Below are 21972 nucleotides of genomic sequence, written 5' to 3'. Positions count from 1 at the left end.
AGACGCTCGGCCTGACCCGACCCCGCTTGCGCACCCCCGAACAGGCCGACCGGTGGGTGTGGCTGATCCTCGCCGCCTACACGCAACTCCGTCTCGCCCGGCCCCTGGCCGAGGACCTCCGGCGGCCCTGGGAGAAGCCCCTGACGCCGGATCAGCTCACCCCGGGCCGGGTCCGGCGGGGCTATCCCCGCATCCGACGGACCGTGGGCACTCCAGCTCGCGCACCAAAAGCCTCCCGCCCCGGTCCAGGCCGCCCCAAGGGCCGCACCTCCACACCCGCACCCCGCCACCCCAGTCGGCAAGAAACAGCGCAAAACGGATATGCCTAGACGCGGCGGGGCCGAGCAGCAGCCTTAAAGATCAAGCTTAGAGGCCGCGCACGTAGGTGGGGAGTGGATCAGCGAGCGGCGTCACAGGGCGTCGGGAGCCCAGTCCCTGTCGGTCTAAGCTCGTAGTCATGACTGACGTACACGCTGACCTGCTCCAGCAGATCAAGGACAAGGCCGTGGTGCACGGCAAGGTGACCCTTTCCTCGGGTCGCGAGGCCGACTGGTACATCGACCTGCGCCGCATCACGCTGGACGGCGAGGCTGCTCCGATGGTCGGTCAGGTCATGCTGGACGTGACTTCCGAGCTCGACTACGACTGCGTGGGCGGGCTGACCCTGGGCGCCGACCCGGTCGCCACGTCGATGCTGCACGCTGCCGCCGCGCGCGGGGAGCGGATGGACGCGTTCGTCGTCCGCAAGGCGCAGAAGGCGCACGGGATGCAGCGCCGGATCGAGGGCACGGACGTGAAGGGCCGCCGCTGCCTGGTCGTCGAGGACACCTCGACGACCGGCGGTTCGCCGCTGACGGCTGTGGAGGCGGTACGCGAGGCCGGTGGCGAGGTCGTCGCCGTCGCCACGATCGTGGAGCGGGGTGCGGCTGGGGCCATTGCCGAGGCAGGTCTCCCGTACGTCCACGCCTACACGGTGTCGGACCTCGGCCTGGCCTGATCGCCTGGCCTGACCTGCGATTTTCTTCGAGGGCGGACGGTTTCACGTGAAACCGTCCGCCCTCGTCGTATGCCTCCTGCGGCCCGGCCCGAACGTCGGGGGAGTCCGCCAGGTGGAGCCGGAGCGAGAGTCTGGGAAGATGGGGGCGACGATGACGTCGCCCCCAGGTCAGGGAATCAGCAACGCACACCCGCACATCCCAAGGAGCGGACAGATGCCCATCGCAACCCCCGAGGTCTACGCCGAGATGCTCGACCGGGCGAAGGCTGGCAAGTTCGCCTACCCGGCCATCAATGTGACGTCGACCCAGACCCTGCACGCTGCACTGCGCGGCTTCGCGGAGGCGGAGAGCGACGGCATCGTCCAGATCTCCACCGGTGGGGCGGAGTTTCTGGGCGGCCAGCACAACAAGGACATGGTCACGGGCGCCGTTGCCCTCGCCGAGTTCGCGCACATCGTCGCCGCCAAGTACGACATCTCGGTCGCGCTGCACACCGACCACTGCCCCAAGGACAAGCTGGACGGCTACGTACGTCCGCTGCTCGACATCTCTGCCGAGCGCGTCGCCAAGGGCCTGAACCCGCTGTTCCAGTCCCACATGTGGGACGGTTCGGCCGAGACCCTCGCCGACAATCTGGCCATCGGCCGGGAGCTGCTGGCCAAGGCCGCCGCTGCCAAGATCATTCTTGAGGTCGAGATCACCCCGACCGGTGGCGAGGAGGACGGCGTCACGCACGAGATCAACGACGAGCTGTACACCACCGTCGACGACGCGCTGCGTACCGCCGAGGCGCTCGGTCTGGGCGAGAAGGGCCGCTACCTGCTGGCCGCGTCCTTCGGCAACGTGCACGGCGTCTACAAGCCGGGCAACGTCGTGCTCCGTCCCGAGCTGCTGAAGGACCTCCAGGAGGGCGTCGGCGCCAAGTACGGCAAGTCGTCGCCGTTCGATTTTGTCTTCCACGGCGGCTCCGGCTCCACCGAGCAGGAGATCACCACCGCGCTGGAGAACGGCGTCGTGAAGATGAACCTCGACACCGACACCCAGTACGCCTTCACCCGCCCGATCGTGGACCACGTGTTCCGCAACTACGACGGTGTGCTGAAGGTCGACGGCGAGGTCGGCAACAAGAAGGTCTACGACCCGCGCAGCTGGGGCAAGTCCGCCGAGGCAGGCATGGCCAAGCGCGTCACGGAGGCCTGCGCCAACCTGCGGTCCACCGGCACGAAGCTGAAGTAGCAGCAGGCACGAACAGCGGCCGTGGGCCCGGTACTCCCTGGGGGTGCCGGGCCCACGGCACGTCCGCGAACGAGCAGAAGGAGCACTGGTGCAGGCGAGCGCACGCTATGACTTCGACACCGTCGTCGACCGCAAGGGCACCTGGTGTGTCCAGTGGGACGGAGTCGCCGACCGGTTCGGGGTCGACGGGCTCCTCCCGTTCACCATCTCCGACATGGACTTCGAGACCGCGCCGGAGGTGCTGACCGCGCTGCGGACCCGCCTCGACCACGGCGTCCTCGGCTACACCAGCTGGCAGCAGGACGACTTCCGGTCGGCGATAGCGCACTGGTACGGGACCCGGTACGGCACCGAGCTGGACACCGGCCGGCTGGTCTACGCCCCGTCGGTGCTCAGCCAGCTCTCGCAGCTTCTCCAGATGTGGACGGCCGAGGGCGACGGCGTCGTCGTCCACACCCCCACGTACGACGGTTTCCGCAAGGCGATCACCGGTCTCGGCCGGGAGCTGCGCGGCGTGCCGGTGGGCGACACGGAGGCGCTGGAGCGGGAGCTGGCGCGCCCCGACGCGAAGGTGCTGGTGCTGTGCTCGCCGCACAACCCGACCGGCCGGGTGTGGACGGAGCCGGAGCTCGTCGAGACGGCGGCGCTGGCGGCGCGCCACGGGGTCGCGGTGATCAGCGACGAGATCCACGCGGACTTCGTGCACGAGGGCCATCGGCATGTGCCGTGGGCGCGCGTGGCAGACGCGGGCGGGGGCCGCTGGGCGGTGATCACGTCCGCCTCGAAGGCCTTCAACTTCCCGGCGCTGACCGGCTCGTACGGCATCATCGGCGACCCGGTGGACCGGACGGAGTTCCTGCGGCGCATGGAGACGGCGGAGGGGCTCGCCTCCCCGGCGGTCCTGTCGCTGACCGCGCACATAGCCGCGTACCGGGAGGGCGGGGAGTGGCTGGACGCGGTCCGGGCGTACGTCCGTGACAACCTGGCACGGGTCGCGGAACGCCTGAACACGGCCTTTCCCGAACTGTCCTGGGAACCGCCGCAGGCCGGCTACCTGGCGTGGATCGACCTGCGCCCGCTGGGTGTGGACGACGAGGCGCTGCAGCGGGCGCTGATCGAGCGCGAGAAGGTCGCGATCATGCCGGGGGCGGTGTACGGCGCGGAGGGCTTCCTGCGTCTGAACGTGGGGTGCCCGCGCAGCAAGGTGGAGGCGGGCGTCGAGGCGCTGATCAGGGCGCTGGGGGCGGTGCGCTGATCCTGGCGGTGCGGGCGCATGGCGCCGTGTCCGGCAGGTGCCCGCCCCGGACTGGCCACCTCCGCCCGGACCGGGGATGCTGCTCGCATGGGCGAGACACCTGCCGGTCAGATCCGTGCCGCCTCCGCACCCGGGCGCTGGGTCGTTCTGACCACCGTCCTCGGGTCCGCCATGGCCATGGTCGACTCCACCGTCGTCAATGTCGCCCTGCCCCGTATCGGCAAGGACCTCGGCACCGATCTCGCGGCTCTCCAGTGGACCGTCAACGCCTACCTGCTGACCCTTGCCGGGCTGATCCTGCTCGGTGGGGCGCTCGGGGACCGGTACGGGCGGCGGCGGGTGTTCGTCGTGGGGGTGGTGTGGTTCGCTTCCGCCTCGCTGCTGTGCGGCGTCGCGCCGAATGCTGTCGTGCTGATTGCGGCCCGGGCCCTTCAGGGGGTCGGCGGGGCGCTCCTCACGCCCGGTTCGCTGGCGTTGATCCAGGCCAGTTTTCACCCGGACGACCGGGCGCGCGCGGTCGGGCTGTGGTCCGGCTTCGGCGGGGTGGGGGCCGCGATCGGGCCGTTCGTCGGAGGGTGGCTCGTCGACGGGCCGGGGTGGCGGTGGGTGTTTCTGATCAATGCGCCGGTCGCCGCGATCTGTGTGCCGGTCGCGCTGCGGCACGTACCGGAGTCGCGGGACCCGCACGCGCAGGGGCGCTTCGATGTTCTGGGGGCCGTGCTCGGCGCGCTGGCTCTGGCCCTGGTGACATACGCGTTGATCGAGGCTCCCCGGCAGGGGACGTCCGCCGCCGTGATCGGGACGGCCGTGGGCGGAGTTCTGCTCGGAGTGGCGTTCGTGCAGGTGGAGCGGCGGCGGGCGAACCCCATGCTGCCGCCGTCGGTGTTCGAGTCCCGCCAGTTCACCGCCGTCAATATCGTCACGCTCTGCGTGTACGCGGCGCTGGGCGGCTATTTCTTCCTCTCCGCGATTCAGCTCCAGGTCGTGGCCGGGTACTCCGCCCTCGGCGCCGGAACCGCCCTCCTTCCGACCACGGTGCTGATGCTGCTCTTCTCCGCTTCGTCGGGCGAGCTGGGGCAGCGCATCGGCCCCCGTATCCCGCTCACCGTCGGACCGCTGCTCGCCGCCACCGGGATGCTGCTCATGCTGCGGGTGGGGCCCGGCGACGCCTCCGTCTCCGCGTACGTACAGCACGTGCTGCCTGCCGTCGCCGTGCTCGGCGTCGGCCTGGTCACCCTGGTGGCGCCGCTCACCGCGACCGTCCTCGCCTCCGTCGACACCGCGCGCGCCGGGCTGGCCAGCGGGATCAACAACGCCGCCGCCCGTGCCGCCGGCCTGATCGCCGTGGCCGCACTGCCGCTGCTCGCCGGTATGGGGCCGGAGGCGTACCGCGACGCCGCTGAGTTCGCCGCGACCTTCCGGCGGGCCATGCCGATGTGTGCCGGGCTCATGGTGCTGGGCTCGGTGATCGCCTGGGCGACCGTACGGACACCGCCCGCGGCCCGGAAGAGCAAGGCGCGTCCCGAATGCACCGTGCACTGCGGTTTCGCGGCACCTCCCCTGGAGCCCGCGCGGGACGAGAACGGGGACCCGGGCCGGGCCTGACCGCTCGGCGGTGCCCGGCTACCCCCGAGGCGCATGTGCCAGGCACACTTGAAACCATGTCCATCCACGAGAACCTGCTCGGGGGGCCTCCCCCGACCCACCTGCCCGACGACCCGGAGCCGCGCGAGCTGCTCGCGAACGGCACCGCCCCCGCCGACGTCGCCGCGAAGTACCCGACCTCCTCGCTGGCCTGGGCGCAGCTCGCCGACGAGGCGTTCGAGGGCGGCCGCGTCATCGAGTCGTACGCCTATGCCCGCACCGGCTACCACCGCGGGCTCGACGCGCTCCGCAGGGCCGGCTGGAAGGGCCACGGGCCCGTACCGTTCGAGCACGAGCCGAACCGCGGTTTCCTGCGCGCCCTGCACGCCCTGGCGCGCGCCGCGCAGTCGATCGGTGAGCAGGAGGAGTACGAGCGCTGCTCGGCGTTCCTCCGCGACTCGTCGCCGACCGCCGCCGAGATCCTGGGATAGCAAGCGCATACGCCCTGCTCACGGCCCCGCAGACGTATCGCGCTCTGCGGGGCTCCGTTTAGGATGCGGACAGGGGACCGGAGCTCCATCACCTCACGGAAGGGGCGGACCGCTACCCGGAAGCTCGTGTCGAGGAGACAGCGATGTCGACGATCCACCCCGACCCCGAAGCCACCGGTGCGGACACCCCGCACCTGGACTTCGCGGGAACGACTCCGTACGAGGACTATGTCCAGGCGGATGTCCTGACCCACCTTCAGCACCTCCGCTCCGACGATCCGGGCGAGATGGTCTTCCTGGTCACCACCCAGGTCATGGAGCTGTGGTTCACGGTCATCGTCCATGAGTGGGAGACCGCGGCGCACGCCCTGCGCGAGGACCGGCTGCCGGTCGCACGCGACGCGCTGAAGCGGTCGGTACGGGAACTCGAGGCGCTCAACGCGTCCTGGACGCCGCTCGCCCAGCTCACCCCCGCCCAGTTCAACTCCTACCGTGGTGCACTCGGCGAGGGCTCCGGCTTCCAGTCGGCGATGTACCGGCGGATGGAGTTCCTGCTCGGCGACAAGTCCGCGTCCATGCTCGTACCGCACCGGGGTGCCCCCCGCGTCCACGCCGAACTGGAGAAGGCGCTCGCCGAACCGGGTCTGTACGACGAGGTGCTCGCCCTGCTCGCTCGGCGCGGCCACGCCGTGCCGCAGGCCGTGCTCGGCCGGGACCTGACGCAGAAGTACGAGCCGTCCCCCGAGGTCGAGGCCGTCTGGGCGGAGATCTACGCCGATCCCGAGCGGCACGATGAGCTCGTCCGGCTCGGCGAGGCGCTCACCGACGTCGGTGAACTGGTGTGGCGCTGGCGCAACGACCACCTCATCGCCACTCGGCGCGCGATGGGCTCGAAGACCGGCACCGGCGGCTCGGCCGGGGTCGCGTGGCTGGAGAAACGCGCCACGAAGAATGTGTTCCCGGAGCTGTGGACGGCGCGCAGCCATGTCTGAGACCTTCGCCGCGCGGGCCGCGGCACTCGACGCCGCCGACGAACTCGCCGATCTTCGGAAGCTGTTCACCCTCGACGACACCGTCTATCTCGACGGCAACTCGCTGGGGGCGCTGCCCCGGCACGTACCCGCCCGGATGCAGGAGGTCCTCACCCGCGAGTGGGGTGAGCTGCGCATCCGGTCCTGGGACGAGAGCGGCTGGTGGACCGCGCCCGAGCGGATCGGCGACCGGATCGCCCCGCTCGTCGGGGCCGCCGCCGGCCAGATCGTGGTGGGCGATTCGACGAGCGTGAACGTCTTCAAGGCAGTCGTCGCCGCGAGCAGGCTGGCGCCGGCGGGACGCGACGAGATCCTGGTCGACGCGACGACGTTTCCCACGGACGGCTACATCGCCGAGTCCGCCGCCCGGATGACTGGGCACCGGCTCGTCCCCGTCGCCCCGGCGGACGTGCCGGGTACGGTCGGTCCGCGTACCGCGGTCGTCCTGCTCAACCACGTCGACTTCCGCACCGGCCGGCTGCACGACCTGCCCGGTCTCACCGCCGCCGTGCACGCGGCGGGCGGGCTCGTGGTCTGGGACCTGTGCCACAGCGCGGGCGCGCTGCCGGTCGGACTCGACGAGCACGGGGTGGACCTGGCGGTCGGCTGCACGTACAAGTACCTCAACGGCGGGCCCGGTTCGCCCGCCTATCTGTACGTCGCCGAGCGGCACCAGGCGGCCTTCGACTCGCCGCTGCCGGGGTGGACCTCGCACGCCGACCCGTTCGCGATGGTGCCGGACTACGCTCCGGCGGACGGTTCCGTGCGCGGCCGGGTCGGAACCCCCGACATCCTGTCCATGCTGGCGCTCGAAGCGGCGCTGGAGGTGTGGGACGGGGTGTCGGTCGAGGCGGTACGGGCCAAGTCGCTGGCGCTGACGGACTTCTTCCTGGAGTGCGTCGGGGCGTACGTGCCGGAGGGCGTGGTCGTCCCGGTCACCCCGGGGGCGCACGGGGAGCGCGGCAGCCAGGTGTCGTTGCGATGTGTGGACGCGGCGGTCGCCGAGCCGGCGATGCGTACGCTCATCGCCCGGGGCGTGGTCGGGGATCTGCGGCGGCCGGATGTGCTGCGGTTCGGGTTCACGCCGTTGTACGTGGGGTTCGCGGATGTGGAGCGGGCTGCGCGGGTGCTGGGTGAGGTGGTGAGCGGGCCGCTCGGCGGGGTGTGACGCCTGCCGCGTCCCCACGGTCAATCCCCGTGGGGACGCGGTGTCCCGTGCTGATACCGTCCCCGCTGGTCAGGCCAGTTGGGCACCTCTGTCGGATGGTTGGAGCAGCATGTCGGATTCCGCCGCGCGTGATCGGGACGCAGTCGAGACCGAGTCGGCGTTCTCGCATCCGGCTGTCGCCCCCGATGCCACCGCCGCCTACGGCGACCACCCCGACCAGGTGATCGACTTCTACGCCCCGCGGGACGGGCGGGCCGGGGCACCCGTCGTGGTCCTCCTGCACGGCGGTGCGTGGCGGGCGCCGTACGACCGGCAGCATGTGTCGCCGTTCGCGGACTTCCTGGCCCGGCGCGGGTTCGCCGTCGCCAATGTCGAGTACCGGCGCGGCAGCGAGATCCCGCAGCAGCGCGGTTCCGGTCCGGTCGCGGGCCGTTGGCCCGAGACGTTCGACGACGTCGCCGCGGCGATGGACGCGCTGCCCGCACTGCTGGCCCGTCAACTGCCGGAGGCCGATGCGCGGCGGATCGTCGTCACCGGCCACTCCGCGGGCGGTCACCTGGCCTTGTGGGCAGCGGCCCGGCACGTACTCCCGGAAGGGTCGCCGTGGCGGCTGCCCGCTGCGCCGCCGCTGCGCGGCGTTGTCGCCCTGGCGCCGATCGCCGACTTCACCACGGCGGTGGAGCTGGATGTCTGCTCCGGTGCGGTGGGTCAACTGCTCGGAACAGAAGAGGACTTCGCGGTCAGGAGCCCGTACGCCGACCCGGCTGCGCTGCTGCCGACGGGAATTGCCACGGCGCTGGTGCAGGGACGCACCGACCTCACGGTGCCGCAGGCGGTCGCGGAGGCGTTCGTCGATGCGGCGGCGAAGGCCGGCGAGACGGTGGGGCTGACGCTGCTGGAGGATGTCGGGCACTTTCCGTTGATCGATCCTGTGGCGGATGCGTGTGCGGTGGTGGCGGAGGAGATTGCGCAGCTGGCGTGGTGACAGGCGGTCCCGGGGCCGTCCGGTGGCGGCGGCCTTGGCCGTGACCGGTCCGCCCGGGTGGGTCCGCGTAGTCCTTGCGAGGGATGCCGCAGGATCCGTATCACTGCTGACGACGTCGCGCACCGCGCCGCCTACCGTGAGGGCGTGACCGAGACCACCAAGAACAGAAGTCCCGAGTTCCGACTGGCCGCAGGGGCGATAGCCGGCCTGCGGCAGGACCTCTTCCATGATGCGTTCGCCTACCGTCCGCTGGCGCCCATGCGGACCAACGGGGCGCTGACCCGGCTGCTGTCCGAGAGGATGCGCGCGCGGGCCGGGTGGACGCCGCACGCGCTGGTCGGGCTGGCCGCGCTGATCACGGTCCTCATCGGCTTCGGCAGGGCGGACGGCACTGGGGGCTGGTCCGGGATCGGGATCATCACGACCGGGCTGCTTCCGGCGGCAGCCGTCGTGATGACCCTGGTCAGGCCGGTCGGCGCGTTCTGGATGTCGATGGCGCTCACTCCGGTGTCAGCCATCTTCGGCAATGAGGGCTGGCCGTGGGTGCCGAGCATGTTCCTCGCTCATCTGGTGGTGCTCGTCGTGGTCGCCGCCCGGACCCGGCCCCGTACCGCGGCCTGGATGTGGGTCCTGACCGTGTTGCTCGGCATCGTCATGGCGAACATCGGCTGGCACCCCTACGCGGTCACCGGGCCCATGGCCGTGGCCTCCGCGTTCGCGCTGCTCGTGGTGACCGTCGTGCAGATCCGCCGGGAAGCGGAGCGCGAGGTGACCGTGCAGCGCACCGTCACCGCCGTGGAACGTGACCGGCGCACGCTGCTGGAGGAGCGCACCACCATCGCCCGTGAGCTGCACGACGTGGTCGCCCACCACATGTCGGTCGTCGCGATCCAGGCCGAGGCGGCCCCGTACCGGGTGGAGAACCCGCCCCCCGAGCTGGAGCAGGCCTTCCTCACCATCCGGGAGAACGCCGTCGCCGCTCTCACCGAACTGCGCCGGGTTCTCGGTGTCGTACGGGCCGAGGACTACCAGGCGCCGGACGCACCCCAGCCCACCCTCGCCGAACTCGACGGACTGCTCGCCAACGTGGCCGACGCCGGCCTGGTGGCCGAGAAGACGATCACCGGCGCGGTACGTGAACTGCCGCAGGGAGTCGAGCTGTCGGCGTACCGGATCATCCAGGAAGCTCTCAGCAACACGTTGCGGCACGCCCCGGGCGCCACTGCCAAGGTCGAGATCGGCTATGTGCTGGGCGGGCTCGGGCTGCGGGTCGTCAACGGTCCGCCGACCGGCCCGGTGAAACCGTCGCAGGGTGCCGGGCACGGGATCACGGGGATGCGGGAACGGGTCGCGATGCTGAACGGCGAGATGACCGCCGAGCCGGCCGCGGACGGCGGTTACGAGATCTCCGCGTTCATCCCCGTACCCCTGGCCCAGGAACCGACTCGGAGCGAGACCTCATGAACGACATACGTGTCCTGATCGTCGACGATCAGATGATGGTCCGCGAGGGCTTCTCGGTGCTCCTGGGTGCGATGCCGGGCATCGAGGTCGTCGGCGAGGCGGTCGACGGCCGGCAGGCCGTCGCCCAGGCCGCAGCGCTCCGGCCCGACGTGGTCCTGATGGACATCCGGATGCCGGAGCTCAACGGCATCGAGGCGACCCGCGAGATCGTCGCCAACGACGCGGCCGCCAAGGTGCTGGTGCTGACCACGTTCGACCTCGACGAGTACGTGTACCAGGCGCTGCGTGCCGGGGCGTCCGGCTTCCTGCTGAAGGACGCCTCCGCGCGCCAGCTCGCCGATGGTGTTCGGGTGGTGGCGGCCGGGGAAGCGCTTCTGGCGCCGACCGTCACCAAGCGGCTGATCACCGAGTTCTCGCGGCTCGCCGGAGCCCCGCGGTCACCCGCGCCGGCTCAGATCGGCGATCTGACGGAGCGCGAGACGGAGGTGCTCGTCCTCATCGCGCAGGGGCTGTCGAACGCGGAGATCGCCTCGCATCTGGTGGTCGCCGAGTCCACCATCAAGACGCATGTGAGCCGGGTCCTGGTGAAGCTCGGGCTGCGGGACCGCACGCAGGCCGCGGTGTTCGCGTACGAGGCCCGCCTGGTCACCCCCTCCTGACCTTCCTGCTCCCTTTGAGGGCCGCCCGTGACTGAACCGACCGGTCCGGATAGCGTCGGTTCATGCACCAGTCTCCGCAGCCCGCCGCCACCGCTTCGTTCGACCCCTGGTCACCGGCGTTCGTCGCCGACCCGTACCCCGCGTACGCCGCGCTGCGGGCCGGCGGCCGGGTGCACCGGTTCGAGCCCACGAACCAGTGGCTCGTTCCGCACTACGCCGATGTGTCCGCGCTGCTGCGGGACCGGCGCCTGGGCCGGACGTATCTGCACCGCTTCACGCACGAGGAGTTCGGCCGTACGCCGCCTCCTGCCGCGCACGAGCCCTTCACCACCCTCAACGGGCAGGGAATTCTCGACCTGGAGGCCCCCGACCACACCCGGATCCGGCGCCTGGTCTCGAAGGCGTTCACCCCGCGCACGGTCGAGCAGCTCGTCCCGACGGTGCGGCGGCTCGCCGCCGAGCTGGTCGACAGCTTCGTGGAGGCGGGCGGCGGCGACCTGCTCGCCGCGGTCGCCGAACCGCTGCCCGTCGCCGTCATCGCCGAGATGCTCGGCATCCCCGAGTCCGACCGCGGGCTGTTGCGACCCTGGTCGGCGGCGATCTGCGGAATGTTCGAACTGAACCCGTCCGAGGAGACGGCGAGCGCCGCCGTCCGCGCCTCGGTGGACTTCTCCGCGTACCTGCGGGAGCTGATCGCGGAGCGCCGCAAGAACCCCGGTACGGATCTGATCTCCGCGCTCATCGCCGCGCACGACGAAGGGGAGCGGCTCAGCGAGCAGGAGATGATCTCCACGTGTGTGCTGCTGCTGAACGCGGGCCACGAGGCGACGGTCAACACCACCGTGAACGGCTGGTGGACGCTGCTGCGTCACCCCGAGCAGCTGGCGGCCCTCCGTGCCGACCACGGGCTGCTGCCCACGGCCGTGGAGGAGTTGATGCGGTACGACACTCCGTTGCAGATGTTCGAGCGCTGGGTCCTCGACGACATCGAGATCGACGGCACGGTCATTCCGCGCGGCTCCGAGGTGGCCCTGCTCTTCGGCTCCGCCAACCGCGACCCGGCGCGCTTCGCGGACCCGGACACGCTGGACCTGTCCCGGCAGGAGAACCCGCACATCACCTTCGGCGCGGGCATCCACTTCTGTCTGGGCGCGCCACTCGCCCGGGTCGAACTCGCTGCTTCCTTCGGTGAGTTGCTGCGCCGGGCGCCCCGGATGCGGCTGGCGGCCGAGCCGGAGTGGAACCCGGGCTACGTGATCAGGGGCCTGAAGGGGCTGCGCGTGGAGCTGTGACCGGAAGCGTTCCGCCCAGCGCCCCGGCCCGCAGGGCGGCTGCGGGCCGGCGGAGTCCTCGATCCCGGACGGGCTTGAACACCACGTCCGTCCGGCGATCGGGGACAGGAACGGTCACCCGTGTCACCCCTGCACATCCCGCCTCCGGAGCGCTCCCAGTCCTACCGCCACCAGGGCCACCGCGCCCGTCGTGAGCCACAGTGCCGGCGGCCACTGCATCTCCGTGCCCGGCAGTTTCGGCAGGTGGCTGAACGGTGACAGGTTCATCACCGGCTGCGGCATGTTCACCGCCGGCCCGATCCACCCCAGTGCCAGGCAGATCCCGACGACTCCCCACGAGGCCACCGCTGCCTTCGGGAGCGCGCCGTACAGCAGGACGGCGAGTCCTCCGAGCAGCCAGACGGCGGGCAGCTGCGCCAGCGACGCGCCCAGTACGGCCGGGAGCTCGTGGCCGTAGCCGGCGGCCAGGCCGAGGCCGCCGACCGCCATGATCAGTGCCGAGCCGCCGAAGGCGACGACCAGGTGTCCGGCCGCCCAGCCGATCCGGCTCACCCCGCCCGCCAGCACGGGTTCGGCGCGCCCCGCGGTTTCCTCGCCGTGCAGCCGCAGCACCGACGCGACGACGTACAGCGCGGCCACCATCCCCAGCATCCCGACCATCGCGGCGAGGAACGCGTCGGTCAGACCGGCCTGTCCGCCCATCCGCTCGAAGATTTCCTTCGTCTTCTCGTTGGTGCCGACGAGGTCCGCCGCCCCGCTGGTGAGCCCGCCGAAGACGGCGCCGACCGCGGCGAACGACAGCGTCCACCCGGTCAGAGTGCCGCGCTGCAGCCGCAGTGCCAGCCCGAACGCCGAGGAGATCCGCCCTGTCGCGGGTCCCGGACGGGTCGGCAGGAAGCTCATGCCGATATCGCGCCGCCCGGCCAGGATGTACGCGATCCCGCCCTGGATCAGCACCGCCGCGCCGATCACCAGCAGCACCCACCACCGCTCGCCGGCGTAGGCCCGGACGTTCTCCGCCCAGCCGATCGGCGAGAGCCAGTTCAGTACGGACGAGGCGTCGTCCGTCGACGAGTCGCCCGCCGCCTTCAGGACGAACGCGGCGCCGATCACCGCCGCCGTCAGCCCCTTCGCGAGCCGTGCGCTCTCCGTGAGCTGGGCGGCGATCGCCGCGGTGCAGGCGAACAGCGCCCCGATTCCGGCGACCGTCAGCGCGAGCGCCACCGCCCCGGCGCCGCCCGCCCCGGACCCGGCCATCCCGGCGACGATCATCAGGGCGAGCGCGGCGTCGGCGACGAACGCGGCGAGGAGCGCGGAGGTCAGCGGGGCGCGGCGCCCCACCATGGCGGAGGAGAGCATTTCCTGGCGGCCGGACTCCTCCTCCTCGCGGGTGTGCCGGATGACGATGATCAGGCTCATCACGGCTGCCAACGCGGCGCCGAAGCCGGCCATGCGCCAGGTGACGAGCCCGCCGACGGAGTCGTCGAAGACGGGGCCGTACACCGCGCGAAGCGAACTGTTGCCGTTCATCGATGCGGCGAGTTCGGCACGCTGGGCCGCGGTGTCGTACAGCGAGGAGAAGGACTTCCCGACGGAGGAGAACGACCCGCCGAGCACGATCACCCAGATCGGCATCATGATCCGGTCGCGTCGCAGCGCGAGCCTGAGCAGGGTTCCGGTGCCGGTGAGCTGCCCGCCCCAGGTGGGGCGTCCGGCACGGGTCGCGGGCACGGTTACGGCAGTCATCGCGCCGTCACCCCCGCGCGTTCGTCGGTGTCCGCGGTGTAGTGCCGCAGGAAGAGTTCCTCCAGCGTGGGCGGGGTGCTGGTCAGCGACCGTACGCCGGACGCGGTGAGCGACCTGAGGACGGCGCCGAGCTTGTCCGTGTCGACCTGGAGCGTGACCCGCATGCCCTGGATGTCGATGTTGTGCACGCCGGGCAGGTGCGCGAGCCCGTTGGGCGCGCCGGCCAGTTCGGCGGTGATGCTCGTACGGGTCAGGTGCCGCATGTCCGCCAGGGAACCGCTCTCCACCGTGCGTCCCTGCCGGATGATGCTCACCCGGTCGCAGAGCGCCTCGACCTCGCTGAGGATGTGGCTGGAGAGCAGGATCGTCCGTCCGCGCTCGCGCTCCTCGGCGACGCAGCTCTGGAAGACCTCCTCCATGAGCGGGTCGAGTCCGCTGGTCGGCTCGTCGAGGATCAGCAGATCCACGTCGGAGGCGAACGCGGCGACGAGGGCGACCTTCTGCCGGTTGCCCTTGGAGTACGTACGCCCCTTCTTGGTGGGGTCGAGTTCGTACCGCTCGATGAGCTCCGCCCGGCGGGCCGGGTCGAGGCCTCCGCGCAGCCGGCCGTACAGGTCGATCACCTCGCCGCCCGAGAGGTTGCGCCACAGGGTGACGTCACCGGGGACGTATGCCACCCGCCGGTGCAGCTCGACCGCGTCGTTCCAGGGGTCCCGGCCGAGCAGCCGGGCAGCGCCGGAGTCGGCCCGCAGCAGGCCCAGCAGGACCCGGATGGTGGTGGACTTCCCGGAACCGTTGGGCCCGAGGAAGCCGTGAACCTCGCCGGTCTCGACCACGAGGTCGAGGCCGTCCAGTGCGTGAGTCCGCCCGAACGACTTGTGCAGTCCGGCCACGGTGATTGCCTTCGTCATGTTTCTGAACGTACGCTACGTTCACAAAGTTGTGAAGTTAAGGAAGTGTATAAAGTCGAGGTAGGGCCCGGGGCCGGGGAACCCGCGGGAATTTCAGGGGAGACGATGGGGCGATGAGCAGCGAAACCGGCGCGGACGGGCGTGAGCGCGAGCCGGAGCCCGAGCACGCGCGCGACGAGGAGGCCGTGTCGCGGTTCGTGGAGCGCTTCGCGGCCGAGATGACCGAGGCGGGCATGCAGCGGATGGCATCCCGCGTCTTCGCGGCGCTGCTCGCGGACGACGACGGCTCCATGACCTCGGCGGAGCTCAGCGAGCAGCTTCAGATCAGCCCGGCCGCGGTCTCCGGGGCGATCAACTACCTCACGCAGGTCAGCATGGTCGGCCGCGAACGCGACCCGGGCTCGCGCAGGGACCGCTACCGCCTGCACAACGAGATCTGGTACGCCACCTTCGCCAGCCGCGACCGGGTCCTGACCCGCTGGGAGCACACCCTCAAGGAGGGCGTACAGTCCCTCGGCCCGGACACGCCCGCCGGTGCGCGGCTCGCGGAGACTGCGGAGTTCTTCGAGTTCCTGCAGACGGAACTGGCCGACATGATGGACCGCTGGCGCGACCGCCGCAAGAAGTCCGACCTCCCGGAACGGAAGAGCTGAGACCGGCCGGCACATGGGAGGCGGCGTCACCCTCCGGGGAATACGGGACAGCCCTCGGACAAGAGGCCCGGGACACTGGGTCCTGGGCCTCGGCTCGGAACGGGCTCAGGTCAGCGGGTGCGACGTCCGGCCGGACGCCTCGTCGATCTCGTCGTGCGCCTTGGTCAGCAGGTTCATGGCGAGTTCATTCAGTGCTCTGGCACCCGCGATCTCCTCGCCGACCCTCGGCTGCTGGGTGTCGGAGGGGTGGCGGCTGGCGTATCCGTGCGCACGTACCTCGTTCCCGTCAGGAAGCCGTACGAGGGCGGCGGCGCGGGTGCGGTGGTTGTCTTCCTCGAATTCCAGATCGATGTGCCATCCGACAGCGGTTTTCATCATGGCGAACACCTCCAGGACCTCCTACCAGGGTGCGCCTCTTTTCGCGCCCGCGCTCGGTGTGCCGGGGGCCGGTCGCGGCAGGTGCGACACGTCCCCTGAACCGTCAGGTGCGCGCCCCCGGTGCGGGGATCATCCGCTCTCCGCCGCCACCGGCAGCATCAGTCCCCACGCACTCGCCCGCACCGTCCACGTCCTCGTCCGGACCGGGCCGCCGACCTGTATGTCCGCCCGGTAGCGGAAGTCCGCGCCGGAGACCGTGACCGCCTTCGCCTCCGCGGTCACCGGCTCGCCGGCCGTCGTCCGGACCACCACGTCCGCCAGGCCCCCCTCGCCGCCCTGCGGGCTCACCGTCACCGATTCGACCGGCCGGTCCAGATCGTTCAGCAGCACCCCGTCCACCTCGACCCGCAGCCGATGGGTGCGGGGCGGGACGGGCGTGGTGGGCGACGGGGCGGGGCGGACCAGGGCCCGTACGAGGGAGCGGCAGGTGTCCCAGACCGCCGTGACGCCCGTGTGCGCCGCCGCCGTCCCCGGTACCGCGGACAGGGCGGGGATGCGCAGGGCGCCCAGGACGACACCGTCGCTGTCGTCGACCATCAGGTCGAGCCGGCGCACCACCCCGTCCAGTGCCGCGCGCGCCGCGGCCACCGCGCCCAGGGGCACGCCGAGCGAATGCGCGAGTTCCAGCGCGGCCGCGGCACCCACCGGGACCAGCGAGAGCGCTGCACCGGCCAGCTCCCGCTCCCGGTGCAGGAGGGTCACGGCGCGCAGCAGCGACCGGTCGTCGCCGACGACCACCGGCCGCCTGGTACCCCGGCGGGACAGGGCCCGCGCGAACTCCTCCGGACTGTCCGGGAGGCAGATCTTGGCGTGCGAACCGGCGCTCAGCACGTCCTTCGCGATCCGGACGGACTCGCCGTCGGTCCGGCGGGCGACCGGGTCGATGACCACCAGCAGTTGGTGCGTACCGTTGCCGGGGGGCTGGGCAGCCGACACCTCGGTCCTTCCTCGGGTAGCATCTTGGTGCAAGAGCCCCTTGCGCTATTGCGCCAGGGGCTTCGTCTATTCCGGGGCAACCGGTTCGACGGTTCAGGCTTCGTCGTACATCGTCGTACGGCATGTACGGCGTTTTCGTACGCCCCCTGACCTTGGACATGCCCCGCCCGGAAGGGGTGTACGCCTGTGCCCGCACTTGTGCTGCTCGGTGCTCAGTGGGGTGACGAGGGCAAGGGAAAGGCCACCGACCTCCTCGGTGGATCCGTGGACTATGTGGTGCGTTACCAAGGCGGCAACAATGCCGGCCACACGGTGGTCGTCGGCGACCAGAAGTACGCACTTCATCTCCTCCCCTCCGGAATCCTTTCGCCGGGGTGTACCCCGGTCATCGGTAACGGTGTCGTCGTCGACCCGGCGGTCCTGCTCTCCGAGCTGAGTGGGCTCAACGAGCGCGGCGTGGACACGTCCAAGCTGCTGATCAGCGGCAACGCTCATTTGATCACTCCGTACAACGTCACCGTCGACAAGGTGACGGAACGGTTCCTCGGGAAGCGGAAGATCGGCACGACCGGCCGCGGTATCGGCCCGACGTACGCCGACAAGATCAACCGTGTGGGCATCCGCGTCCAGGACCTGTACGACGAGTCGATCCTGGAGCAGAAGGTCGAGGCGGCCCTGGAGCAGAAGAACCAGCTCCTCGCCAAGGTCTTCAACCGCCGTGCGATCGAGTCCGGCAAGATCGTCGAGGAGATGCTCCAGTACGCGGAGCAGATCAAGCCGTACGTCGCGGACACGACGCTGGTCCTCAACGACGCCATCGACGCGGGCAAGGTCGTCCTCTTCGAGGGCGGTCAGGGCACGCTGCTCGACGTCGACCACGGCACGTACCCCTTCGTCACCTCGTCGAACCCGACCTCGGGCGGCGCCTGCACCGGTTCCGGTGTGGGTCCGACGAAGATCAGCCGGGTCATCGGCATCCTCAAGGCATACACCACGCGCGTCGGCGCCGGTCCGTTCCCGACGGAGCTGCTCGACGAGGACGGCGAGGCGCTGCGCCGGATCGGTGGCGAGCGCGGTGTCACCACCGGCCGCGACCGCCGCTGCGGCTGGTTCGACGCGGTGATCGCACGGTACGCGACCCGGGTCAACGGTCTCACCGACTTCTTCCTCACCAAGCTGGACGTGCTGACCGGCTGGGAGCAGATCCCGGTGTGCGTCGCGTACGAGATCGACGGCAAGCGCGTCGAGGAGCTCCCGTACAGCCAGACCGACTTCCACCACGCGAAGCCGGTCTACGAGATGCTGCCGGGCTGGTCCGAGGACATCACGAAGGCCAAGACCTTCGGTGACCTGCCGAAGAACGCGCAGGCGTACGTGAAGGCGCTGGAGGACATGTCCGGCGCCCCGATCTCCGCGATCGGTGTCGGCCCCGGCCGTACCGAGACCATCGAGATCAACTCCTTCCTGTAGGACGGGACAACGCGGAGGGGGCCGGAGCGGCTGTTGCGCTCCGGCCCCCTCCGCGCGTGTCAGGCCGTCAGATAAGCGGCTTCACGGACATCAGAAGATGCCGGTGGGTGGGGCCGCCCTCGGTTTCGTCCTCGGCCGTCCCGCCGGTGATCATGGCGCGCTGGCCGGGACCCATCATGCGGAACTGGACGACCGGCGCGTCGAACGAGGTCAGGGCGTCCATCAGGTACGAGGGGTTGAAGGCGACCGTCAGCTCGTCGGCGCCCTCCAGGGCTGCGGGCAGTCGCTGGGAAGCGACATCGTCCTCGTACCCCGCCTGAAGCAGCACCGAGCCGTCGGAGAAGGTCAGATGGAGCGGGCTGTCGCCGTCCGCGACCACCGCGACGCGCTTGACGGCCTCGACCAGGGGCGCCCGGTCCGTGACCGCGGTCGTCGGGTCCGCCATCGTGAACAGCTTGTCGTGGCGGGGGAGCCGGCCGTCCAGGAGGCGGACCGTGGTCCGCGTCCCGGCGAGTTCGAAGCCGGCCGACCCGGCGTCCAGTGCGACGCGGACCATGCCGGAGCGGCCGAAGGAGCGGGCGATCTCGGTCAGCCGCCGGGCCGACACCACCACATCGGCCGTGACGTCCGCCGTCTCCGGTTTCCATCCGAGCGTGCGCACCGCGAAGCGGTACCGGTCCGTGGCCGCCAGCGTCATCGTGTCGCCGTCGAGCCCCAGCCGGATCCCGGTGAGGGTCGGCAGCGTGTCGTCCCGGCCCGCGGCCACGGTCACATGGGCGACGGCCGCGGCGAACTCCTCGGAGTCCACCGCTCCGAGCACCTCGGGCAGCGGCGGCAACGCCGGATAGTCGTCGAGCGGCAGCACGGACAGTCCGAACCGGGCGCCGCCGCCGGTCACCGAGAACCGTGAACCCTCCACCGCGCACACCACCGGACTCTCGGGCAGCACCCGGCACACATCGAGCAGCCGTCGCCCCATGACCAGGACCTTCCCGGCCCGTACGGTCTCCGCCTCCACCTCGATGCAGGCGGACGCCTCGTAATCCAGGCCGGAGATCCGCAACACCTCGCCGTCGGCATCCAACAGCAGCCCACCGAGCACGGGTACGGGCGACCGGGTGGGCAGCACCCGGGCCGCCCAGGCCACGGCATCGGTCAGTGCGCTGCGATCAATGCGGAACTCCATGGCGGGGCCTCTCTCCGTCGGACCGGATGGGGTCCGACGCTAGAGGGTGCCACTGACAATCGACCGAGGGCCCAGCAACTGCAACCGCTCCGCGGGAATGGCGCGGCGGCCCAGGCGACGGTCCGGTCCTGGCTGGAGTACGAGGCCCAACTGGCGCCGACTGCCGCGTCGTTGGGAATCCGGGCGCCGGGCGCCCGCAAGCGCCTCACCCGGCTCGGAGCGGCACTTCAACGCACACTGCTCCACACGCCCAGTGCGCGGTACGGGTTGTGGCTGGCTTTCCGGGTGTTGGACGTTGCAGGTGTCACCGACGCAGCGTGAGTTTCACCCTCGGGGGTGAACTCATCCGGTGATCGCAGAAAATTCCAGGCGTTGAAAAGCAGTGCACCTGAAGTGAAAAACGGCAGGTCGGAGGCGGTATGGAGAGGACGCTCCGCTGTCCCCAACTGCGGCTCTGGCCAACGCTTTTGGCATTTGCTCCGGTGACGGTGTGTGGCATTACATTCGCGGCAGAACGTCAGACATGAGAATGCCCCCGCGGTGCAGCAACACCCGGGGGCTCGACACCAGGAGTAGAAGCTCCGGATGCGCATTTACCGTACAACGCCGACGCGTTCCTTCTCCACTTTCGGCAACGCACTTCTGCGTGACCGCTCCATCTCGTGGTGCGCCGCAGGCGTGCTGGTGTACCTCCTCAGCCTCCCGAACGGCGCCCGTGCCTCGATCCGGGCGCTCGCCGAACAGCGCAAGGAGGGGCGTACGCGCATCGCCGACGCCCTGCGTGAGCTGGAGGACTCCGGCTATCTGCGTCGGCTGCTCCGCCGGGACCCGGCGTCGGGTGAGCTGCGGACGGTGTACGAAGTGTTCGATACCCCGCATGTCGCGCCCCCGGAAGAAGTTGGCCGAAATCAGGCCTCCGGTGAATCGGACGACGGTGGTGCGGGCCCGCTCCCCAGGGGAGAAAAGACGGGGGAACAAGAACCTCCCTCCCCGGCGCGTGAGGAATCGAGGGCGCGCAGAAGCGTCCGGCGGCTGCCTCGCCTCTCCGTGCCCGAACAGCTCAGGTCCGCCACGGAACTGCTGCTCTCGCTCGGCCGCCGTGACTCCCGCCTCACGCTCGGCACCGCAGAGGCGGTGCGGCTGGCGCCTCGGGTCGAGGAGTGGCGGGCGGCCGGGGCGACCGACGCCCAGGTGCGGGAGGCACTGACCAGTGGCCTGCCCACGCCCGTGCTGACGGCGCCGGGCCTGATCGGCGACCGGCTGACCCGCAAGATGCCCGTCCGGCCCGAACCCCCTGTGACGCCCGCGCCCCGCGCCGAGTGCCCGGAGTGCGGCGTGCCGGTCGTGGACTCGGCGGCCTGCCGAGTCTGTGCGCCGCCCTCGGTGAATCCCGCACACGCCCGGTTCCGGGACGCCGCCGAACGGGGGCGGGCCAAGGTCCGGGCCGCCCTGGGCGCTCTTGCCGAGGCTCCGGCCACTTAGAACTCCCGGCCCGGAACAGGGCCGGGTGAGCCCAAGAGGAAGCGCCACATGACCCTCCAGCTTGACCCACACCAGACGGTATACCGGCGGTATACTTTCGTCATGGCCGACACCACCGTCAAGGTTGACCCCGCTGTCCGTGACCGCCTCATGGTTCTCGCCCGCGAGCGCGGCCTGACCATGCGTGACTTGATCGCCGAACTGGCCGGGGCGACACCGACCCGGCCCGAACTCCAGAAGCGGTACGAGGAGACGAAGGCGTACTGCGAGACGCACTTCGGTGTGACGCTCACGGACGATGACCACGACAGGGCCGAGAAGGTCTGGCAGGACCTGGAAGCCGGCCGACCGGTGGACAGTCTGTGACCGGGGCGACGGCGGTGATCTATGACGGGTCCGCCCTCGTCGCGCTCGGAGCAGGCAATCGGCTTGCCTCGCAGCTCGTGATCAATACCGCGCACGGACCGACTCGGCACGTCTATGTACCGACGCTCTGCCTGGCAGCCGCGGACGGTACGAGGAAGGGGCTGGCTGATCATGTCGGCGCGCTGCCGGCCGCCGAGATCGTGGAGTTGGACTTCGCCGGTGCTTCTGCGGTGGGTGCGCTGATTCGCGATGGTGTCGAGTGGCATCTGGGCCACGCGATCCATCTCTCGCGGCCGACGCTGGACTGGCCGGACGGGCGCCCTGTGGTGACGGCAACCCCCGAGTTGTACGCGGACATGCCGCTTGTCAGGACTATTCGGCTGCCTGACAAGCGCTGACCGGGATGAAGGCACGCAGGTCCGGATACACCCGGTCCTGCCCGCGCCCCGTCACCGCTGCCAGTCACCGCCCAGCAGCGTTCCAGCGACTGCCGTGTCCGTACCGGTCCCGGCGCTGACCGGGCGGACCTGGCCGCTGGCGTGGCGCTTTCCGCCGACGGCGCCCGGCAGGTTCGTCCGTACGCTGCTGCTGCTCAACGCGGCCGGAGCGGTGCTGGGCTGA

Annotated in this window: 22 protein-coding genes and 1 pseudogene; 18 read left to right on the top strand and 5 right to left on the bottom strand. The window is 70.7% G+C overall.

Annotated elements, in window-relative coordinates:
• From AB0N06_RS30045 to AB0N06_RS29990, 12 genes and pseudogenes are all read left to right on the top strand, one after another.
• Positions 1–329 (top strand): annotated as a pseudogene (locus tag AB0N06_RS30045) (transposase); the annotation flags it as partial.
• 128 nt (positions 330–457) lie between these two features.
• A complete protein-coding gene (gene pyrE, locus AB0N06_RS30040) occupies positions 458–997 on the top strand; it encodes an orotate phosphoribosyltransferase (protein WP_366137841.1) in 540 nt (179 codons plus the stop codon).
• A gap of 214 nt (positions 998–1211) precedes the next feature.
• The gene (gene fbaA, locus AB0N06_RS30035) at positions 1212–2234 is read left to right on the top strand and encodes a class II fructose-bisphosphate aldolase (protein WP_366137840.1); all 1023 of its coding nucleotides are present in this window, start codon (positions 1212–1214) and stop codon (positions 2232–2234) included.
• 88 nt (positions 2235–2322) lie between these two features.
• Positions 2323–3489, top strand: a complete 1167-nt coding sequence (locus AB0N06_RS30030; protein WP_366137839.1) for a MalY/PatB family protein — start codon at positions 2323–2325, stop codon at positions 3487–3489.
• Between the two features lie 87 nt (positions 3490–3576).
• The gene (locus AB0N06_RS30025; RefSeq protein WP_366137838.1) at positions 3577–5094 is read left to right on the top strand and encodes an MFS transporter; all 1518 of its coding nucleotides are present in this window, start codon (positions 3577–3579) and stop codon (positions 5092–5094) included.
• Positions 5095–5150: 56 nt separating this feature from the next.
• On the top strand, positions 5151–5564 hold the full coding sequence (locus tag AB0N06_RS30020; protein WP_366137837.1) for a DUF3151 domain-containing protein: 414 nt from the start codon (positions 5151–5153) through the stop codon (positions 5562–5564).
• A 143-nt stretch (positions 5565–5707) separates the two neighbouring features.
• Entirely contained in the window at positions 5708–6556 is an 849-nt protein-coding gene (locus AB0N06_RS30015) for a tryptophan 2,3-dioxygenase family protein (RefSeq protein ID WP_366137836.1), read from the top strand.
• The gene (gene kynU / locus AB0N06_RS30010) at positions 6549–7763 is read left to right on the top strand and encodes a kynureninase (RefSeq protein WP_366137835.1); all 1215 of its coding nucleotides are present in this window, start codon (positions 6549–6551) and stop codon (positions 7761–7763) included. Before AB0N06_RS30015 ends, kynU begins: the two co-directional genes overlap by 8 nt.
• Positions 7764–7872: 109 nt before the next feature.
• Positions 7873–8748 carry an alpha/beta hydrolase gene (locus AB0N06_RS30005; RefSeq protein ID WP_366137834.1) on the top strand — a complete coding sequence of 292 codons (876 nt, stop codon included), beginning with the start codon at positions 7873–7875 and terminating at the stop codon, positions 8746–8748.
• 144 nt (positions 8749–8892) lie between these two features.
• Positions 8893–10212: a histidine kinase gene (locus AB0N06_RS30000; RefSeq protein WP_366137833.1), complete on the top strand. Its 1320-nt coding sequence runs from the start codon at positions 8893–8895 to the stop codon at positions 10210–10212.
• A complete protein-coding gene (locus AB0N06_RS29995) occupies positions 10209–10871 on the top strand; it encodes a response regulator transcription factor (protein WP_366137832.1) in 663 nt (220 codons plus the stop codon). Before AB0N06_RS30000 ends, AB0N06_RS29995 begins: the two co-directional genes overlap by 4 nt.
• A 62-nt stretch (positions 10872–10933) precedes the next feature.
• Positions 10934–12163: a cytochrome P450 gene (locus tag AB0N06_RS29990; RefSeq protein ID WP_366137831.1), complete on the top strand. Its 1230-nt coding sequence runs from the start codon at positions 10934–10936 to the stop codon at positions 12161–12163.
• Between the two features lie 123 nt (positions 12164–12286).
• On the opposite strand, the gene AB0N06_RS29985 is transcribed toward AB0N06_RS29990, so the two are convergent.
• A complete protein-coding gene (locus tag AB0N06_RS29985) occupies positions 12287–13909 on the bottom strand; it encodes an ABC transporter permease (RefSeq protein ID WP_366137830.1) in 1623 nt (540 codons plus the stop codon).
• Positions 13906–14820, bottom strand: coding sequence for an ABC transporter ATP-binding protein (locus AB0N06_RS29980; RefSeq protein WP_366137828.1), 915 nt, complete (start codon positions 14818–14820; stop codon positions 13906–13908). Before AB0N06_RS29980 ends, AB0N06_RS29985 begins: the two co-directional genes overlap by 4 nt.
• Positions 14821–14933: 113 nt before the next feature.
• On the opposite strand from AB0N06_RS29980, the gene AB0N06_RS29975 reads away from it, so the two are divergent.
• Positions 14934–15473, top strand: coding sequence for a MarR family transcriptional regulator (locus tag AB0N06_RS29975; RefSeq protein WP_366137827.1), 540 nt, complete (start codon positions 14934–14936; stop codon positions 15471–15473).
• A 105-nt stretch (positions 15474–15578) separates the two neighbouring features.
• On the opposite strand, the gene AB0N06_RS29970 is transcribed toward AB0N06_RS29975, so the two are convergent.
• Together AB0N06_RS29970 and AB0N06_RS29965 are read right to left on the bottom strand one after the other, a co-directional pair.
• Positions 15579–15851 (bottom strand): DUF1876 domain-containing protein, encoded by a 273-nt coding sequence (locus tag AB0N06_RS29970; RefSeq protein WP_366137826.1) that lies wholly within the window; start codon positions 15849–15851, stop codon positions 15579–15581.
• Positions 15852–15980: 129 nt separating this feature from the next.
• Positions 15981–16847: a diacylglycerol kinase gene (locus AB0N06_RS29965; protein WP_366137825.1), complete on the bottom strand. Its 867-nt coding sequence runs from the start codon at positions 16845–16847 to the stop codon at positions 15981–15983.
• A gap of 186 nt (positions 16848–17033) precedes the next feature.
• Here AB0N06_RS29965 and AB0N06_RS29960 point away from each other — a divergent pair, with 186 nt between their 5' ends.
• Positions 17034–18317 carry an adenylosuccinate synthase gene (locus AB0N06_RS29960; protein WP_366137824.1) on the top strand — a complete coding sequence of 428 codons (1284 nt, stop codon included), beginning with the start codon at positions 17034–17036 and terminating at the stop codon, positions 18315–18317.
• Positions 18318–18384: 67 nt separating this feature from the next.
• On the opposite strand, the gene dnaN is transcribed toward AB0N06_RS29960, so the two are convergent.
• Positions 18385–19503: a DNA polymerase III subunit beta gene (gene dnaN, locus AB0N06_RS29955; RefSeq protein ID WP_366137823.1), complete on the bottom strand. Its 1119-nt coding sequence runs from the start codon at positions 19501–19503 to the stop codon at positions 18385–18387.
• Between the two features lie 585 nt (positions 19504–20088).
• On the opposite strand from dnaN, the gene AB0N06_RS29950 reads away from it, so the two are divergent.
• The 4 genes from AB0N06_RS29950 (at position 20089) to AB0N06_RS29935 (ending at position 21972) form a co-directional block, all read left to right on the top strand.
• The gene (locus tag AB0N06_RS29950; protein WP_366137822.1) at positions 20089–20985 is read left to right on the top strand and encodes a hypothetical protein; all 897 of its coding nucleotides are present in this window, start codon (positions 20089–20091) and stop codon (positions 20983–20985) included.
• A 102-nt stretch (positions 20986–21087) separates the two neighbouring features.
• Entirely contained in the window at positions 21088–21351 is a 264-nt protein-coding gene (locus tag AB0N06_RS29945; RefSeq protein ID WP_366137820.1) for a hypothetical protein, read from the top strand.
• Positions 21348–21749 carry a hypothetical protein gene (locus tag AB0N06_RS29940; RefSeq protein WP_366137818.1) on the top strand — a complete coding sequence of 134 codons (402 nt, stop codon included), beginning with the start codon at positions 21348–21350 and terminating at the stop codon, positions 21747–21749. Before AB0N06_RS29945 ends, AB0N06_RS29940 begins: the two co-directional genes overlap by 4 nt.
• A gap of 94 nt (positions 21750–21843) precedes the next feature.
• Complete coding sequence (locus AB0N06_RS29935) at positions 21844–21972, top strand: hypothetical protein (protein WP_366137842.1); 129 nt, start codon at positions 21844–21846, stop codon at positions 21970–21972.

The sequence above is a fragment of the Streptomyces sp. NPDC051020 genome (assembly GCF_040683105.1).
Taxonomy (GTDB): Bacteria; Actinomycetota; Actinomycetes; order Streptomycetales; family Streptomycetaceae; genus Streptomyces.
Note: the sequence above shows the minus strand (reverse complement) of the source record. Positions and strands in the feature narration are given on the sequence as shown.